Here is a 17094-nt window from a genome sequence, read left to right on the forward strand (position 1 = left end):
AATGCCCGCCTCATTGATGACTGACTGATTATACTGCTATGTCCGAATTGACGACCCTGTTCGACCCCGCGAGTGACACTGACGCGCGGAATTCCCTGTCGCAGCCCGCGATTAACACTGAGGCAGACCGTAAACAGAAGCTGGAACTTAACAAGCTTCAGAAGCGGCTACGTCGTGAGGTGGGGCAGGCCATTGCGGATTTCTCAATGATTGAAGCGGGCGACAAAGTCATGTGCTGCCTGAGCGGCGGCAAGGACTCCTACGCCATGCTGGATATCCTGCTCAATCTCCAGAAAAGCGCCCCGGTCCACTTCGAGCTGATTGCCGTCAACCTGGACCAGAAACAACCAGGGTTCCCTGAAGAAATCCTGCCGGAATACCTGTCTGGTCTGGGGGTTGAATACCACATCATTGAGAAAGACACGTACAGTATTGTCAAAGAAAAGGTTCCTGAAGGGAAGACCACCTGCGGTCTTTGTTCACGTCTGCGGCGAGGAATTCTCTACAATTTTGCCGAAGAACATGGGGTGACCAAGATCGCACTCGGGCATCATCGGGACGACTTGCTGGAAACACTTTTCCTCAATATGTTCTATGGCGGCAAGCTGAAAACCATGCCACCTGTGCTGCACAGTGATGATGGCCGTAATACGGTTATCCGCCCACTGGCTTATGCCCGGGAAAAGGATATTGCCGAGTATGCCCGTCTGCGTGAGTTCCCGATTATTCCATGTAACCTGTGTGGCTCTCAGGAGAACCTCCAGCGCCAGGTGATCAAGGAAATGCTGCAGGGCTGGGACCGGCAGCACCCAGGACGGCTTGAGACCATGTTCCGGGCACTGTGCAATGTTGAGCCGTCACACTTGGCTGACAGCAGTTTGTACGACTTTCGCAATGGCAAAGCCAAGGTTGGTGACGACCGGGCCGCTGTGGAAAGCGTGGAGAGTGCGGCGCCTGACTATGGTCGCGTGGATATCCTGAACCTCTGACCGGAACAGTTCCGCTCCATTATTCCTTCCTCCCTCCGTGCCTGGTGCGCTATCAGGTACGGTTGGCATTAAAGATGCGTGCCTAATTAGGTGCACCGAACGTCTTTGGCGGTACACTGGTCAAAAGAGCCCATTGTATGACCCGCAACGGAGGAACACGTATGCACCCCGTGGTTCACAAGGTTACCCAGCGCATCATCGCGAGAAGTACGGCTTCCCGGCAGGATTACCTCGGACGCATGGGCTCGTTGAAGGCACAGTCTCCTAATCGGGCAGCCTTGTCCTGCGGTAACCTGGCCCACGGGATAGCCGCCTGTACGCCATCCGACAAGTCGGTTCTGAAGCTGATGAACCAGGCGAACCTGGGTATTGTCTCTGCCTACAACGACCTGCTCTCAGCCCACCAGCCCTACGAACATTTCCCCGATACCATTCGTGAAGCCGCCCATGGCATGGGAGCGGTTGCCCAATTTGCGGGCGGCACTCCGGCCATGTGCGATGGGGTCACCCAAGGCCAGCCCGGTATGGAGCTGAGCCTGTTCTCCCGTGATGTCATTGCCATGAGCACCGCGATTGCTTTAAGCCATAACCTGTTTGATGCGGTGGCTTTGCTGGGGATTTGCGACAAAATTGTGCCGGGTTTGCTGATTGGTGCCCTGAGTTATGGCCATCTTCCTGCGGTATTGATCCCCGCCGGGCCCATGCCTTCGGGGCTGCCAAACAAAGAGAAACAGCGGGTCAGGCAGCTCTATGCTGAAGGCAAGGTGGGAAAAGACGAACTACTGGAGGCGGAAAGCCAGTCCTATCACAGCTCGGGTACCTGCACATTCTATGGTACGGCCAACAGCAATCAACTGCTGGTGGAAGTCATGGGACTGCATCTGCCCGGTTCGGCCTTTGTGAACCCGGGAACGCCCCTGAGGGAGGCGCTGACCAAGGCTGCTACCGAACAGCTGGTGCGTCTGTCCCGGCCTGGCGGCGGAGCGTTGGGGCTGGCGGATTTGGTGGATGAGAAGGCGATCACCAATGCCCTGGTGGCGTTATTGGCCACTGGAGGCTCGACTAACCACACCATGCACTGGATCGCGGTCGCCCGGGCAGCCGGTATTCTCATTAACTGGGACGACTTCGCGGACCTGTCTTCCGTTGTCCCCCTGGTTACCCGAATCTATCCCAATGGGCAGGCAGATGTGAATGACTTCCACGAAGCTGGCGGGACGCCATTCCTGATTCGTGAGCTGCTCGCTGGAGGCTATCTCCACAACGATGTCGAAACGGTGATGGGGCAGGGCCTGGAGCGCTATACCAAAACCCCTTCCCTGGAGAGTAGGAAACTGAGCTGGCAGGAAGCTCCCGGGCAATCACTGAACCCGGATGTTCTGGCCGGGGTGAATACGCCTTTCGCCGCGGATGGCGGGCTAAAGGTCCTGAATGGCAATTTGGGGCGGGGGGTGATTAAGGTATCGGCGGTTGCCTCTGAACACCGCCGTGTCAGTGCCCCTGCCGTGGTCTTTAATGACCAGAACGAACTGGTGGCGGCGTTTGAGGCCGGCGAACTAGACCGGGATTGTGTCGCCGTGGTGCGCTTTCAGGGCCCCAAAGCGAACGGAATGCCGGAGTTGCATAAGCTGACGCCCTATCTCGGGGTGCTCCAGGACCGGGGCTTTCACGTCGCCCTGGTGACGGATGGCCGGATGTCCGGCGCTTCCGGCAAGGTTCCGGCGGCGATCCATGTCTACCCGGAAGCCCTGGATGGAGGGCCTTTGGCTAAAGTTCGTGATGGTGACCTGATATGCCTGGATGCAGACTCCGGCAATCTGGTCCTGGAGGTTACTGAGAGCGAGTTGAATGATCGTCAACCCGCCACCGCAGAACTTTCCGCTCATCGCAGTGGTTTTGGTCGTGAACTGTTTGGCTGGATGCGGCAGTCAGTCGCGAATCCGGAGGACGGTGGCAGTGTGTTCTGGAACCACCACGCCTAGTGTCCCGTCTGTGCTTTCGGGGTTAGCTAATGCTGCTCAAGGGTAGCGTCCATACACCGAAAGCCATCAAAAGCACTCCGGTCAGCTGGCGGAAATAGCGATTCTTCTGGAGGCGTTTGAGGCTGTTTGCAGCCAGTCCGGTGATCAGCATGGAGGGCAAGGTGCCCAGGCCAAAGAACAGCATGGTGGTTGCTGCTTGCCCCACTGAAGGCTGTAAGGCCGCCCATCCCAGGGTGCTGTAGACTAGGCCACAGGGTAACCAGCCCCAGAGCGCGCCCAATGCAAGAGCCTGAGTCGGCCTGTGGACGGGGATGAAGCGTTTGGTCAGCGGCGACAGTTGTTTCCAGATCGGAGCGCCAACTTTTTCGACATAGCGGATGCCTTGCCACCATTGTGCCATCGAAAGCCCCATGAGTATCAGCAAAACTCCGGCAAGGGTTCTTAGCAGAGGGGCAAGCTGGGCCCATTGCTGGGCGGCTCCGGTGCTGACCAGGGCCACCAGTGCGGCGATGACGGCGTAGCTGCCAATCCGGCCGCCATTGAACGCCAACAGCATCAAGGCCTGGCGCCATCGAAATCCGCGCCCCACTGGTAAAGCCATGGACAGGGACGCGCTGATGCCCCCGCACATCCCCAGGCAGTGGGTGCTTCCCAGGAGACCAATCAGAAAGGCGCTGGGGTAGCTAAGGTAAAGCGCATCAGGCATCAGTCAGTGGGATTGCCGGAGTTAGTGGCGTGCTTTTCCTTCTCGTCGGAAACCGCGGCTTCTGGATCAGGCCTGCCTCCGGAGGACGGGCGTACATCGCTTGGGATCATGTCCTTGTCGTCATCGTACAGGATGCGATGGGCCGGTCCCTCAAGGTCATCATACTGGCCACTCTTGACTGCCCATGAAAACAGGTAGATGCCACCCCCGACCAGAATCAGGGTCACCGGCACCAGAATCATCACGATTTCCACACTATTACCTCGTAAACGGTCAGTCGTTCGGTGTTGCTGCCGGGCTCAGGCGCGGGGCAACTCCAGGTTGGCGGCCAGCGTCGGGTTATTGCCAGGAGTGGGGGCGTCTCGGCCGAGGCGCAGTGCATTCAATACCACCACCAGTGAGCTGAGTGACATGCCAATGGCAGCCAGCCATGGGGGTATGATACCAGCTGCCGCCAGGGGAAGGGCACACAGGTTGTAGGTGAGTGCCCAGGCCATGTTCTGACGAATCACCTTGCGGGTAGCGATACCGGTGCGGATGGCTTCGGGAAGTTGCCGTAACTGGCCATTCAGCAAGACCGCATCGGCGCGTAGCTGGGTGAGGTCTGCCGCAGAGCCCATGGCCACTGAGACTGAGCTCCCAGCCATGGATGGCAGGTCATTGAGCCCGTCGCCAACCATCATGATATGGCGCCCCTGATCCTGCATGGATTTAAGCCGTGCCAGCTTGTCTTCCGGGGTGGCCTGTCCGTAGGCTTCGTCGAGCCCAAGCAGTTTCGATATATGCGCAACATGCCCCGAACGGTCGCCGCTGAGCAGCACTGTATGTATCCCCATTGCATGCAACGTCGCCAATGCTTCATGAGCATCGTCTCGCGGCCGGTCATCAAGGACAAAGCAGGCCAGCCACTGGCTACTGTCGGCCATCCAGATCGCGATGCCGTGACCGGTTTCAAGATCGGGTTTGGGGGCGGATGTGTGGCCACCGACAAAGTCACTATGACCTATGGCGACCTGATTCCCCCGCCAGGTAGCGGTTAGCCCACCGCCGACGTGGTTATGGAAATCGGTCAGTGGTTCGGGTCGGAACCCTGAAAAGGCCTTGGCGATCGGGTGTTCGGAATGTTGCTCCAGCCCCGCTGCAAGGTTGAGGGCTTCATTTTCGTTCAGTGACCCCAGTACATGGGTGCCCACGAGGGAGAGCTTACCTTCGGTCAGCGTCCCTGTCTTATCGAACACCACGGTATCGATGGTATTCAGTGATTCGAGGGTATGACCTCGTGTCGGCAGAAAGCCCAATTTGCGAAGTTTGACGGTGGCGCTTGTGATGGCCGTTGGCGTCGCCAGGGACAACGCGCAGGGGCAGGTCACCACGAGCACCGACAGGGTGATGTCGAAGGCCCGGTCGGAACCGGCCAGCCACCAACCAACCCACACCAGCGGGGCGAGTATCAGTATTCGGCTGACGAACATCCCCGCTACCCGGTCGGCCATGCGGGCGACCGCTGGCTTTTCGGACTGGACCCGGTCAAGGATGCGGAGGATGCCGGAAAGGCGGGTGCTGGCTCCGGTCTTTTCAACGCGCACATCCAGTGGGCTTTCGCCATTGAGGCTGCCTGCATGGACGTAATCACCCGTGGAACGGGTTTCTGGCAGGTATTCTCCTGTCAGTGCAGCCTCATTGATTGTGGAGTGCCCGGCAATGATGGTGCCATCGACCGGCAGGGTTTCACCCGGCTTGACCACAATAATATCGCCAGCCTTGAGCTCGTGGGTGGCAATCAGGTCTACCTGATCCCCCAGCCGACGACTGGCGACCCTGGGCTGTACGCCAACCAGCGCGTTGCCGGTCAGCCCGGCTCGGTAGCGCGCTTGCATCTCGATATAGCGGCCAAGGGATAGCAGGAAAGTGAACATGCAGACCGATTCAAAATAGACTTCTTGCCCACCAACTATGGTTACCCAGGCACTGGCCAGGTAGGCCAGTCCGATGGCGGTCGCCACCGGGACATCCATCGTCAGGTGGCGGGTGCGGATATCCCTGAGGGCGTTCCGGAAGAACGGGCGGGCGCTGTACAGAACCACAGGAGTTGCGACCAGCAGGCTGAACCAGCGGAAGAACTGAATAAACGTCGGCGACAGGTCATTGACCAGCTCAAAGTACAGCGGGAAGGCCAGCATCATGCTCTGAACCATGCCTATACCGGCAACAGACAGGCGAATTAGCGCACTTCGTTTTTCTGCTTTCAGCGCGAGCTCTACTTCGTCGGCCTTGTAAGGGCGAGCAGCGTATCCGAGCTCGTGGATGGCGGTCACCAGTTGGCTAAGGTGAACCTGGTCAGGCGACCAGACCAGCCGGGCTCGCTGAGTGGTGTGATTGACGGAGAACGAGAGCACCCCGGGCTGCCGGGAGAGATGGTTCTCGAGCAGCCAGATGCAGGCCGCGCAGGTAATACCCTCAATGAGCAGTTGTGCCTCAAGCCCTCCCTTGACGGGCTGCACAAAGGTTTGCTGGACCAGCGGGTGGTCCAGCTCACGGATCTGCTCCAGTTCCGTTGCAGTCAATGACTTTGGGGTGACCGCAGGCGCGGTGCGGTGCTGATAGAAACCGGTGAGCCCTTCCTGATGGATGGTCTCACAAACCGACCGGCAGCCATAACAGCAGAATTCGCGGGTCAGGCCATCCAGTTCCAGGGTGATGGGTGGATGGCTATCGGCTTCCTCGCCACAGTGGAAGCATTGCATGAAGCTTAACCCTGGCCTTGCAAGGTCACCCCGAGCTCCAGAGTTGTGCTGGATGGCAGTTCGGTTTCACCCTTGAGACGCCAGTCGTTGTCTGGGCCCCGCAGATCCAGGTACCAACGGCCTTCCGTGCCGCTGGGCAGGTTGCCGCTATAGGCGTGCTCATTCACTGGCATCAGCTGAACGGTCAGATCGCGATCTTCAAGGGTAGGATGAAACAGGTTAAGTACCAGGTATGGGTAGTTGCTGGCACCCGAGTTACCCTCAAGGTTGACTTGAACGGTGCGCTCTGCGAAGTCGAGTTGTGCCTGCAGTCCTAGCTCAACGGCCTTTTCGTCCCGCGCCAGTTCCATGTTGATGCCGCGGCCTTCCTTCGAGTAATCGTCGGTCACCATGGAGTTTTGAGACGTTACTGCCATGGTGATCATGAAGATGCACCAGATGATGGCCGCCGTTGGGAAGATCAGAAGGAACCAGAACCAGGGCTGACGGAACCAGGGGCTGACGGGAGTTTGTTCGCTCATAACAGGGTCTCTCCGAGAAGGGCGCCGGTAATCCTGGGATTACCGGGTAGGCCCTACAAAACGGCTTTCGGTGGTGATGTTCAGGCTTTCGTCCATCAGCGAGTTCATCTGGAATGTGATCGTGTTATTGCTGTCGGGAATGGCTTCCGGATCCACTTCGACAACTGCCGGCAGCGAAACGTGCTCACCACTGGCGACCGTGATTTCATTACGGGTGCTCAGGTTGATGGTGTCGATGCCACTGACGGATATGCGATAGGTTTGGGGTATCTCTGACATGTTGGCAATTTTAAGGGTGTAGGAGTTTTCAACCAACCCCTGGCCGTTGTAATTGAACAGCGAGCCGCGATCGCGAAGGACGTCGAGTTCTGCTGGTACCCGGCTCGCCAGGGTAAAGATGATGGCACCTACCATCGCCATCAATAGCGCACCGTACCCGAAGGTTCTGGGTCGCAGCAGCTTGGAGCTCCTGCCTTCCAGCTGGTTTTCAGTGGTATAGCTGATCAGGCCCTTGGGGTAATTCATTTTTTCCATGACCTCATCGCAGGCGTCGATGCACAGGGCACAGCCGATGCACTCGTATTGCAGACCATCGCGAATGTCGATACCGGTGGGGCATACCTGGACGCAGAGGCCGCAATCGATACAATCGCCCAACCCATGCTCTTCCTTGGCCAGGCTCTTCTTGCGACCGCCCCGGGGCTCGCCGCGGTTGGGGTCGTAGGATACAACGCGGGTATCAGCGTCGAACATCACCGACTGGAAGCGGGCATAAGGGCACATGTACAGACATACCTGCTCCCGCATCCACCCGGCGTTGAGATAGGTCGCTACGGTGAAAAACATAACCCAGAAGTACGCCCAGCCGTTGGCATCAAGGGTGAAGATGTCAGCAATCAGCTCCCGAATAGGGTAGAAGTAACCGACAAAAGTCAGGCCGGTGGCGAAGGCGATAAACAGCCACACCGCATGCTTGAGGGATTTTTTGATGAATTTTTCGGTGGTATTGGGAGACTTGTCGAGTTTCATCCGCTTGTTGCGGCTGCCTTCAATTCGCTCCTCGACCCACATGAAAATGAAGGTCCAGACCGTCTGGGGGCAGGTATAACCGCACCAGACCCTGCCAAACAGAGTGGTGATGAAAAATAGTCCAAAGGCGCTGATGATCAGCATTCCGGACAGCAGGATGAAATCTTTTGGATAGAACGTGGCGCCGTAAAGGTGAAACTCTCGCCCAGGCAGGTCGAAATGGATCAGTGGGGCGCCATCGATAGTGATCCAGCAGAAGGCAAAGTACATGCCCATCAATGCCATCAGGCTGAAGAAGCGGATGCGCTGGAACACGCCGTGCACTTCTTTGACGTAGATCTTCTTGCGGCTGGCGTAAAGCTCGACGGTCTCGGATTTATTGTTATTGTTGGAGGCGTCAGTCTTTGGGTCGATTTGCTTTACCGGAATTTGACTGCTCATCAATACCTCCCATCAGGGGTGCACCTTCATCGGTGCTTATAGTCTTTTCAAGCCTGGGCCCGGAAAACCGGACCCAGGGTTCAAAAGACTTGCCCCACCGGAGTGGGGCAGGGCGCTGTCATGAGTGACAGCGTCCAGAGTCTTTAGTTCGACAGGCTGTAGACGTAGGCGCCCAGAATGTGGATCTGGTCTTCGCTGAGTCGGCCTGCCTGAGCCGGCATCTGGTTTTGACGACCGTGCAGAACGGTCTCTTCGATGCGGTCATAGGTGCTGCCGTACAACCAAACGTTATCGGTCAGGTTGGGCGCGCCCATGGCTTGATTGCCTTTGGCGTCAGCGCCGTGACACGCGGCACAGGCCTGGGCAAACACGGCTTGACCTGCCGCTGCTGCGTCAGCGTCCTGGGCACGGTCACTGAAGCTCAGGACGTAGTTGACCACTTGGTCCGTCTGTTCAGCGCTCATGTTTGGCATCATGCCCTTGGCAGGCATTACGCCGTGACGGCCATTGGTGATGGTCTGCAGGATGGCATCAGGGGTGCCGCCATAGAGCCAGTCATTGTCGGTCAGGTTCGGGAAGCCCAGGGAGCCGCGACCTGCAACACCGTGGCAGAGCGAACAGTTGTTGGCGAACAGACGCTGACCCATTTTCATGGCGTCTTCGTCGAGGGCCAGCTCTTCGAGCGGGGTGTCACCGTAGCGGGCATAGATCTCGCTGTAACGTGCGTCAGCGACCTCTACTTCCTTCTCCCACTGGTTGTGCTGGGTCCAGCCCAGTACGCCCTTGAAGCTACCGAGGCCTGGGTACAGAACCAGGTAAACCAGTGAAAATACACAGGTGGCCAGGAACAGGTAGAACCACCACTTTGGCAGTGGGTTGTCGTATTCCTCGATGCCATCGTAGGAGTGACCAGTGGTACGGTCGGTTTCGGTGTCGGTTGTCTGGCTTTTACGAGTGGCCCAGAGCAGCCATACGCAGCCAAAGATGGTACCGAGCACGATCGCGCTGATCCAAATGCTCCAGAAGGTACTCATTGTTTCTTCTCCGTTTTCTCGTTTTCAAGGGTACGGCGATCAATGTCGTCATCATCAAAGGGCAGATGAGAGGCTTCATCGTTGGCTTTGCTGCGGCGGGCGCTGTACGCCCACCAGCAAATACCGAGGAATGCCGCCATGACGAGCAGGGTGTGTATACCGCGTACCTCGTTAATATCCATCGGGATCACCGTTTGGTAGAGATCACAGTGCCAAGTTGCTGCAGATACGCAACCAGGGCTTCGATCTCAAATTTGCCTTCCACCTCAGCGGCGCCGTTGGCGACCTGTTCGTCGGTGTAGGGCACGCCCAGGGTTTGCATAGCTTTCAGCTTGGCGGTGGTGCCAGAGGCATCGACTTTGGCGTCGAACAGCCAAGGGAATGCCGGCATGATGGATGTCGGTACAACGCTGCGCGGATCGTACAGGTGCATACGATGCCAGGCGTCGGAGTAACGCTCACCGACTCGAGCCAGATCCGGACCAGTCCGCTTGGAGCCCCACAGGAATGGGTGCTCGTAGACAAACTCGCCGGCAACGGAGTAGTGGCCATAGCGCTCGGTTTCAGCACGGAACGGACGAATCATCTGGGTGTGGCAGACGTGACAGCCTTCACGGATGTAGATGTCACGACCTTCCAGCTCCAGCGGAGTCAGAGGTTCCAGGCCGGCAACCGGCTCATTGGTTTCTTTCAGGAAGAACAGGGGTACAACCTCAACCAGGAAGCCGCCGCTGATGACCAGAATGATCAGCGCGACCATCAACCCGAGGTTCTTTTCTACAATTTCGTGTCTCATTGGTCTCTCTACTCCTCTCAGGCTGCCTGGGCCGCACTGTTATCCAAGGCCACTGCATCTTTCTGACGTACAGTCTTGTAGACGTTGTAAGCCATGATCAGCATGCCGGTGACGAAGATAACCCCGCCGAGGAAACGTACGAAATAGCCTGGTGCAGAAGCTTCCATGGACTCAACGAAGCTGTAGGTCAGGGTGCCGTCGCTGTTGACTGCACGCCACATCAGACCCTGCATGATTCCGTTAACCCACATGGCAACGATGTACAGCACGGTACCTACGGTAGCCAGCCAGAAGTGCATATTGATCATGGAAACGCTGTACATCTGACGCACGCCCCACAGTTTGGGGATCAGGTGGTAGACAGCGCCGATACTGATCATGGCAACCCAGCCCAGAGCGCCGGAGTGTACGTGACCGATGGTCCAGTCAGTGTTGTGGGAGAGGGCGTTGACGGTTTTGATGGCCATCATCGGACCTTCGAAGGTGGACATGCCGTAGAAAGACAGGGAAACCACCAGGAAACGCAGAACAGGGTCTGTACGCAGTTTGTGCCAGGCACCGGACAGGGTCATCATACCGTTGATCATACCGCCCCAGCTCGGAGCGAGCAGGATCAGGGACATGACCATACCAGCGGTTTGCGCCCAGTCAGGCAGTGCACTGTAGTGCAGGTGGTGACCACCAGCCCAGACGTAAGTGGCAATCAGCGCCCAGAAGTGGACGATGGACAGACGGTAGGAGTAAACCGGACGCTCAGCCTGCTTCGGTACGAAGTAGTACATCATGCCAAGGAATCCGGCAGTCAGGAAGAAGCCTACCGCGTTGTGTCCCCACCACCACTGAATCATGGCGTCGGTAACACCAGAGTACAGGCTGTAGGACTTGAACGCGCTAACCGGCAGTTCCAGGTTGTTACCAACGTGGAGGACCGCAACGGTGATGATGAAGGCGCCGTAGAACCAGTTGGCCACATAGATATGAGCAGCCTTACGCTTGGCAACGGTACCGAAGAACACGATGGCGTAGGACACCCAGACCAGAGTGATCATGATGTCGATCGGCCACTCAAGTTCCGCGTATTCCTTGGTGCTGGTAAAGCCCTGGGGCAGAGTGATGACGGCAGCCACCAGAATGGCCTGCCAACCCCAGAAGGTAAACTGGGCCAGGCCATCAGAGAACAGTCTTGTCTGACAGGTACGCTGTACCACGTAGTAGGACGTTGCGAACAGGGCACAACCGCCAAAGCCATAGATTACGGCGTTGGTATGCAGCGGCCGCAGGCGACCGAAATGGGTAAAGGGCAGGTCCAGGTTCATAGAGGGCCAGACGAGTTGAGATGCGATCAACACGCCGAGACTCATCCCGATAACACCCCATACCACTGTCATGATGGCGAACTGTCTCACCACCTTGTAGTTGTATGTCAGGTTTGGATTTACTGTGCTCATAGCCTTACCAATGGATTTAGAATGGGGAAATGTGCGGGCGCAAGTATGGAGAAACCATGACGGCTTTGCAATGACTCAGGTCAAGTCCATTGGGGCTGTCAAAGTCTCTCAAATCAGTCACATGGCTCGGCTAAAACCGCAAGGGTCCGGCCGGGTCATGTTATGCTTTCTACGCCCAGTTCAGGGGTTTCTAATTGGTGTCAATATCATAGTCGCATTTGGAGAGCAGGTGAACTCTACTGAGGGATATACAAACGAAGCGAAAAACCACGACTTTGGAGCGGTATTGCTTCTGGCTCATGGCGCGGGCGCTCCATCGGATTCTCCTTTTATGGAGGCACTCGCAGCCCGGTTGTCGGAAAAAGGTGTGACGGTTGCTCGCTTTGAATTCCCTTACATGCAGAAGCGCCGGGAAGATGGGCGCAAGCGTCCACCCGACCGTGCCGAGAAGCTGTTGGCCTATTTTTCTGAGGTCATAGAGAGACAGCGCTCAGAGTTGTTGCAAGGTCAGTCGCTGTTCATTGGTGGGAAATCGATGGGGGGCAGAATGGCGAGTCTTCTCGCGGCGGACCCTTCGATGGAAGGGCGGTTCCAGGGGGTGCTGTGTTTCGGCTATCCGTTTCACCCCCCGGGCAAGCTGGATCGATGGCGTACCGATCACTTCGGCCAGCTCTGGTGTCCGGTAACTATTCAACAGGGAACCCGGGATGCGTTTGGCAAACCTGATGAGGTGGCAGTGCAGATGCTGCCTGATGCTGTTTCAGTCAATTGGTTGGAGGGCGGGAATCATGATTTTCTGCCGCCGAAAAAATCGCCGTTTAGCCAGGATCAGCTCATTGAGCAGGCGGCGGATAATGCTGTGATGTTTATCAAAAGTCTGGTGTAACCAACTATTTTATTGGGCGTTCTCCGTGCGCTTGGTGGTTGCATCAGAGCGGATAGGAGGCTCGGCAAGTTCTGCGCGATCACGTCCACCGGCTTTAGCCCGGTAGAGTGCTTGATCAGCCCGTTCAAAGGTACTGCTCAGGGCTTCTCCCGGCTTTAATATAGCGATGCCTGCGCTCAGGGTCAGAGAATGGTTTGATCCGTCGGGTGCTTCAATCATGGTGTCGCGCATATCCTCCAGCACTGCCTGGCTCACCCTGAGGGCCCCGGACTCGTCAGTGTCTGGCAGTATCAAAGCAAACTCTTCGCCGCCATAGCGCGCCGCGACGTCCCGTGGGCGACAGGTATTGCGCTCAAGTACCTGGGCAATGGATTGCAGGCAGGAGTCGCCAAAGCCATGCCCGAAGCGGTCATTGATCTGCTTGAAGTGATCGGCATCGACCAGCACCAGGGCAACGGGGTGCCCGGTACGCTGGGACTCCCGGGCAAGTTGTTGCAGGCGGCTGTCCAGATAGCGCCGGTTAAACAGCCCGGTAAGCTCATCCCGTGTGCTGAGTGCTTCGAGTTGTCGGTTGGCCTGCTCCAGCTGGTTCATGGTTTTGCGAAGCTGAGCCGTTCGCTCCAGCACCTGTCGTTCCAGCTTTTGCTTGGCACTGTATTCGACTTCAAGCAGCTTCAGGTTAAGTTCTCGCCAACGTTGCACCATGGCGTAGTTAAGAAGTATGACCTGACTGCCAATGGCAGCCTGCATGACGATTTCATGGGTCAGGAAATCCGGCAGGTAGCCAAACGCTGCCAGGGCATAGCTGATCGTACCGAGAACCATGGTTGACCATGAAATAACGTACCACTTCGCGTGGGTAAGACCTGCCCGCCAGCGCATGATGCCGATAAAAAACAGATTGCAGATGACCGTGAGAGTGACGATGGCAATGGTCTTGATGGCGATGGTATAGCTGAGGTAAGGGCTCAGTACTAGCAGCGTGACACCGGCAACACTCTGGGCGGTGAGCAGTCGCGAGGTGAAGGTCTTTCGGTTGAACAACTCGAGAAACGAACGACCAAACAGGTTCATCGACAGTGCGCACAGGGCCATGCTGATTGGGATCGCAGTGTTGGCGAGCTGTGGATTGGAAGGCCAGAGGTATTGGTAGGCGAAGCCCCCCATGGCAAACAGGAACATTCCAAGTCCGGCCATATAGAAGGCATTGTAGAAGTAATAGGTGGTGCCTGAGCTGACGAACAGTAGCAGGTTGAAGATGGCAAAGATCAGCAGGGCACCGTAGAAAAGCCCGTGAGTCAGGGTGAGCTGGTTGCTTGAGCTGACCAGTTCATCAGGCGTGACCAGCGCAAGTGGCAGGTTCAGGGCACCACCGCTGTGTAGGCGAATGGAGACCTCGGCCGTTTCACCTTCTCTTAGAGATATAGGGAGCAAATAATAGCGGTAGTCGATTTCCCGGCTAAGAAATGGCTTTCGGTCCCCCGTTTGGATGGTGCGGTGTTCCGAGGGGGTGTCGAGATGGAACTCGACGTGATCCAGTGGTGCGTAGTCGAGCTTCAGGTACCAAAAGCCCGGGCTGGCCCCGCCGTTGTGGATGTTGATGCGAACCCAGTAGTAGTCTTCAGATTGGGTGAATGCGAGTTCATGGCCAGCAGCGGGACGCCAGGTCAGGGCGTCGGGTAGTTCGTGGATGGTTTGCGCGTTCCAGTAGGGTGCACTTTCCGGAACTGGGAGATAGCAGGTAAAATCGAGCAAGCTGGCCCGCTGGGCGGGCACTGAGGCATCGACCTTTCGGCAGAGTTGGGCTACGCCCGATGGTTCGGCGTAGGCGCCAGCTGTCCAAAGCAGCAGAGCGGTGAGCAGCAGGCAATACCTGACCATTGATTGCATCCGAGTTCAGCCAACGGGCGAAAAGACGCGAGTGTAGCAAACGGTTGCATAGTCGTGATGTTAAACAGTTTGAAATTACATCAATAATCAGGGAATTCAGTGCTGTTTAGCATTGCTCCAGAATTGTTATTTTCTCATCCTGATCCATCATAGGCAGGATCTCGTTCATCAAGTCCTTACGGTAGTCTGAGCGATACCAGCGATCCCAGTCGGCAGCGGAGCGCCAGTTGGACAGGGTGAGGCGGTGGTTGGGGTCAGCGGCATTAAACAGCGTTTCGCCGGAAATGAATCCGGGTGCAGTGATGGCTTGTTGCAGTATGCCGCGAGAGTGTTCTTCGTAGGCTGACTCAAGCGTCTCTGCGATGTGGCGTTCGATCAAAACTCGAATCATGTCATTCTCCGGGTTGGCAGGAATTTAGGGCATCATCCGGAAAGGAGCGTCCAGACTGCGCTTTTCTGAGGTTATACCTTAAAAGCTAGCATGGAATTGTGAAATTTCACTATAAATTAGGGGGTTGAGTTGGATACGCCAGAATATGAGGCTGAGCTGGATGCACGGGGATTGTTTTGTCCTGAGCCGGTCATGATGCTCCACGGGCGGATTTTGGAGGTGCCGGAAGGTGGCATTCTGAAGGTGATTGCAACAGATCCATCCACTACGCGTGATATCCCGAGGTTTTGTCAGTTTCTCAATCACGAACTGGTGACAACCCAAGAGCTTGGGGCGGAGTATATTTACTTCATCCGCCGTGGCTCTTGAGCGGGATTAGCGGCGCGTCAGTTTCGCGATGTGGTTAAGGAACTGACGTTGGTTCATTTCCCCGAGAACGCGGAGGTCCTCAACTTCACGGCCATCGTCGGCAAAGAAAAGAATGGCTGGCGGGCCGAACAGGCCGAGGCGGTCGAGTAAGGCCTGGTGCTCCGCAGTGTTGTCTGTGACATCCAGCTGCAACCAGCGGTAGCCAGAGAGCAAGGACCTGACTTCGGCGGTCGCAAATACCTCACGCTCCATCACTTTGCAGGAAATGCACCAGTCAGCGTAGAAGTCCAGCATGACCGGAGTGCCTGCATCCGCCGCTTGTTGCAGCTCTTGCTCAAGCTCGGTTGTCGACGCCAATGTCAGGAATGCTGATGTTTCCGGGGCCTCCATCGCCTGGGCTCTGCTGGTTGATGCGGTAAAGGCTGACAAGGGTTTCAGTGGGTCGTGGGCCCCGGTCAGCGCACCGGTCAATAGCGCAAGGCCGTAGGCAAACAAGACCAGGCCAAACCCCTTCCAGGTTCGCTCCCAGCCGGCCTTGGCGTGATCAAATGCGCCGAGCTGAACGCCAGTGATGGCCGCCAGCAGGCCCCAGAGCGTGAGGGTCGTCCACGCTGGCAGCATCCTTTCCACAAGCCAGATAGCGACCGCCAGTAGCATGATGCCGTAAAAGGACTTCACCACGTTCATCCAGGGGCCAGTGGCGGGCAGCAGGCGTCTGCCGCCGACGGCCACAAGGATAAGCGGCAGGCCCATACCAACACCCAGGGAAAACAAAGCGATACCGCCAAGGACGCCGTCTTGGGTAGTGCTGATGTAGAGCAGGCTGCCGGCTAGTGGTGCTGACACGCAAGGCGACACGATCAACGCCGACAAGGCGCCAATGCCAAAAACGCTGGCAATGCGGCTACCCGTGAGTTGATGGCTGGCGTGATTCAGTCGGTCACGAAGAAACCTGGGAAGCTGCAGGTCGTAAACGTTGAACATGGACAGGGCAAAGGCCACAAATAGGGCGGCAAACACCCCCAATACCCATGGTGACTGAAGCTGCGCCTGGAGATTGAAACTGGCGCCGAGCAGCCCAGTAATGACGCCGGCTGCGGCGTATGTCAGCGCCATGCCCATCACATAGCTGACGGAGAGCATCAGGGCATGGGTATGGGTCTGAGTGTTCTGACTGGATACCAGTGACGAGATGATGGGCACCATGGGCAACACGCAGGGCGTAAACGTCAAACCAAGCCCGAGTAGCAGGAAAATCGCTGCGATTGTAGCCGTAGAGCGATTGGCGAGCAGGTTTGCCAGGCCGGTTGCGCTGTCGGTATCAATGCGGGTGCTGCTGGCTTGTGCCGGGGCTGCCGAGCCGTCGGCTGTCGCATCATTTCCAGGGTAGAACAGAACGTCGCGGGTCTGCGGCGGGTAGCACAGACCGGCCTCGGCACAGCCTTGATAGGTCACTTGAAGGTTAGCTTCGTTCACTCCCGCTGGCAGGGAGATCGGGATAGTGGCGGTCACCGGTTGTTCAAAAACGGTGACCAGACCGAAAAACGGGTCTTCCTTGCTATCCCCAGCAATTGAATACTCTGGGGGACCCACGATAACGCCATCGTCCATTGTGGTAATGGCAATGCGATCCCGGTATAGGTAATGCCCGGGAGTGATGTCCCAGGTCAGGGTGACCTGGCTGCCGGTGCTGGAGAAGGAAAACGGTAACGCTTCGTCCACCGGTAGAAAATCGCTTCCAGTTGACGAAAACAGCCCCGAGCCCTGGTTTCCAAAGGCCAAGGCCTTGACGGGGCTGAGCGCTACCAAGGCAACGGCAATAAGGATCAGTGGCCATAGCCCGTTGATCATCGGGTTCCATCGGCCTT

The 17094-nt window shown here is 57.0% G+C and carries 16 protein-coding genes; 4 read left to right on the plus strand and 12 right to left on the minus strand.

Annotated elements, in window-relative coordinates:
* Positions 1-38: 38 nt before the first annotated feature.
* On the plus strand, positions 39-989 hold the full coding sequence (gene ttcA, locus BMZ67_RS13395; protein ID WP_092023498.1) for a tRNA 2-thiocytidine(32) synthetase TtcA: 951 nt from the start codon (positions 39-41) through the stop codon (positions 987-989).
* 161 nt (positions 990-1150) lie between these two features.
* Complete coding sequence (edd, locus tag BMZ67_RS13400; protein ID WP_092023500.1) at positions 1151-2971, plus strand: phosphogluconate dehydratase; 1821 nt, start codon at positions 1151-1153, stop codon at positions 2969-2971.
* A gap of 22 nt (positions 2972-2993) precedes the next feature.
* On the opposite strand, the gene BMZ67_RS13405 is transcribed toward edd, so the two are convergent.
* The 9 genes from BMZ67_RS13405 to ccoN all read right to left on the minus strand — a co-directional run bounded on the left by BMZ67_RS13405 (position 2994) and on the right by ccoN (position 11690).
* A complete protein-coding gene (locus BMZ67_RS13405; RefSeq protein ID WP_092023502.1) occupies positions 2994-3677 on the minus strand; it encodes a sulfite exporter TauE/SafE family protein in 684 nt (227 codons plus the stop codon).
* Positions 3677-3931 carry a cbb3-type cytochrome oxidase assembly protein CcoS gene (gene ccoS / locus BMZ67_RS13410; RefSeq protein ID WP_092023504.1) on the minus strand — a complete coding sequence of 85 codons (255 nt, stop codon included), beginning with the start codon at positions 3929-3931 and terminating at the stop codon, positions 3677-3679. Before ccoS ends, BMZ67_RS13405 begins: the two co-directional genes overlap by 1 nt.
* A 45-nt stretch (positions 3932-3976) precedes the next feature.
* Positions 3977-6421 carry a heavy metal translocating P-type ATPase gene (locus tag BMZ67_RS13415; RefSeq protein WP_092023506.1) on the minus strand — a complete coding sequence of 815 codons (2445 nt, stop codon included), beginning with the start codon at positions 6419-6421 and terminating at the stop codon, positions 3977-3979.
* 5 nt (positions 6422-6426) lie between these two features.
* Entirely contained in the window at positions 6427-6942 is a 516-nt protein-coding gene (locus tag BMZ67_RS13420) for a FixH family protein (RefSeq protein WP_092023507.1), read from the minus strand.
* A gap of 39 nt (positions 6943-6981) precedes the next feature.
* Positions 6982-8412 (minus strand): cytochrome c oxidase accessory protein CcoG, encoded by a 1431-nt coding sequence (gene ccoG / locus BMZ67_RS13425; RefSeq protein ID WP_092023509.1) that lies wholly within the window; start codon positions 8410-8412, stop codon positions 6982-6984.
* Positions 8413-8555: 143 nt separating this feature from the next.
* On the minus strand, positions 8556-9446 hold the full coding sequence (ccoP, locus tag BMZ67_RS13430) for a cytochrome-c oxidase, cbb3-type subunit III (protein WP_092023511.1): 891 nt from the start codon (positions 9444-9446) through the stop codon (positions 8556-8558).
* Complete coding sequence (locus BMZ67_RS13435) at positions 9443-9628, minus strand: cbb3-type cytochrome oxidase subunit 3 (RefSeq protein ID WP_092023513.1); 186 nt, start codon at positions 9626-9628, stop codon at positions 9443-9445. Before BMZ67_RS13435 ends, ccoP begins: the two co-directional genes overlap by 4 nt.
* Before the next feature lie 5 nt (positions 9629-9633).
* Positions 9634-10242 carry a cytochrome-c oxidase, cbb3-type subunit II gene (gene ccoO, locus BMZ67_RS13440; protein ID WP_092023515.1) on the minus strand — a complete coding sequence of 203 codons (609 nt, stop codon included), beginning with the start codon at positions 10240-10242 and terminating at the stop codon, positions 9634-9636.
* Between the two features lie 17 nt (positions 10243-10259).
* Complete coding sequence (gene ccoN / locus BMZ67_RS13445; protein WP_092023517.1) at positions 10260-11690, minus strand: cytochrome-c oxidase, cbb3-type subunit I; 1431 nt, start codon at positions 11688-11690, stop codon at positions 10260-10262.
* A gap of 229 nt (positions 11691-11919) precedes the next feature.
* Between ccoN and BMZ67_RS13450 the strand changes: the two genes are divergently transcribed.
* Entirely contained in the window at positions 11920-12576 is a 657-nt protein-coding gene (locus BMZ67_RS13450) for an alpha/beta family hydrolase (RefSeq protein WP_092024131.1), read from the plus strand.
* A gap of 9 nt (positions 12577-12585) precedes the next feature.
* Here the strand turns inward: BMZ67_RS13450 and BMZ67_RS13455 are convergent, their stop codons facing one another.
* On the minus strand, positions 12586-14457 hold the full coding sequence (locus BMZ67_RS13455) for a sensor domain-containing diguanylate cyclase (protein ID WP_245749982.1): 1872 nt from the start codon (positions 14455-14457) through the stop codon (positions 12586-12588).
* 115 nt (positions 14458-14572) lie between these two features.
* Positions 14573-14857 carry an antibiotic biosynthesis monooxygenase family protein gene (locus BMZ67_RS13460; protein ID WP_092023521.1) on the minus strand — a complete coding sequence of 95 codons (285 nt, stop codon included), beginning with the start codon at positions 14855-14857 and terminating at the stop codon, positions 14573-14575.
* A 129-nt stretch (positions 14858-14986) separates the two neighbouring features.
* On the opposite strand from BMZ67_RS13460, the gene tusA reads away from it, so the two are divergent.
* A complete protein-coding gene (tusA, locus tag BMZ67_RS13465; protein WP_092023523.1) occupies positions 14987-15226 on the plus strand; it encodes a sulfurtransferase TusA in 240 nt (79 codons plus the stop codon).
* A gap of 6 nt (positions 15227-15232) precedes the next feature.
* Here tusA and dsbD read toward each other — a convergent pair whose 3' ends face one another.
* Positions 15233-17077 (minus strand): protein-disulfide reductase DsbD, encoded by a 1845-nt coding sequence (dsbD, locus tag BMZ67_RS13470; protein ID WP_092023524.1) that lies wholly within the window; start codon positions 17075-17077, stop codon positions 15233-15235.
* Positions 17078-17094: the final 17 nt, after the last annotated feature.

This window comes from Marinobacter zhejiangensis, from assembly GCF_900114775.1.
Taxonomy (GTDB): Bacteria; Pseudomonadota; Gammaproteobacteria; order Pseudomonadales; family Oleiphilaceae; genus Marinobacter; species Marinobacter zhejiangensis.

Bases quoted from the DNA above. Each gene is read 5' to 3' on its own strand.
- ttcA (WP_092023498.1), top strand. From the start codon at position 39: ATGTCCGAATTGACGACCCTGTTCGACCCCGCGAGTGACACTGACGCG.
- edd (WP_092023500.1), top strand. From the start codon at position 1,151: ATGCACCCCGTGGTTCACAAGGTTACCCAGCGCATCATCGCGAGAAGT.
- BMZ67_RS13405 (WP_092023502.1), bottom strand. From the start codon at position 3,677: ATGCCTGATGCGCTTTACCTTAGCTACCCCAGCGCCTTTCTGATTGGT.
- BMZ67_RS13415 (WP_092023506.1), bottom strand. From the start codon at position 6,421: ATGCAATGCTTCCACTGTGGCGAGGAAGCCGATAGCCATCCACCCATC.
- BMZ67_RS13420 (WP_092023507.1), bottom strand. From the start codon at position 6,942: ATGAGCGAACAAACTCCCGTCAGCCCCTGGTTCCGTCAGCCCTGGTTC.
- ccoG (WP_092023509.1), bottom strand. From the start codon at position 8,412: ATGAGCAGTCAAATTCCGGTAAAGCAAATCGACCCAAAGACTGACGCC.
- ccoP (WP_092023511.1), bottom strand. From the start codon at position 9,446: ATGAGTACCTTCTGGAGCATTTGGATCAGCGCGATCGTGCTCGGTACC.
- BMZ67_RS13435 (WP_092023513.1), bottom strand. From the start codon at position 9,628: ATGGATATTAACGAGGTACGCGGTATACACACCCTGCTCGTCATGGCG.
- ccoO (WP_092023515.1), bottom strand. From the start codon at position 10,242: ATGAGACACGAAATTGTAGAAAAGAACCTCGGGTTGATGGTCGCGCTG.
- ccoN (WP_092023517.1), bottom strand. From the start codon at position 11,690: ATGAGCACAGTAAATCCAAACCTGACATACAACTACAAGGTGGTGAGA.
- BMZ67_RS13455 (WP_245749982.1), bottom strand. From the start codon at position 14,457: ATGGTCAGGTATTGCCTGCTGCTCACCGCTCTGCTGCTTTGGACAGCT.
- BMZ67_RS13460 (WP_092023521.1), bottom strand. From the start codon at position 14,857: ATGATTCGAGTTTTGATCGAACGCCACATCGCAGAGACGCTTGAGTCA.
- dsbD (WP_092023524.1), bottom strand. From the start codon at position 17,077: ATGATCAACGGGCTATGGCCACTGATCCTTATTGCCGTTGCCTTGGTA.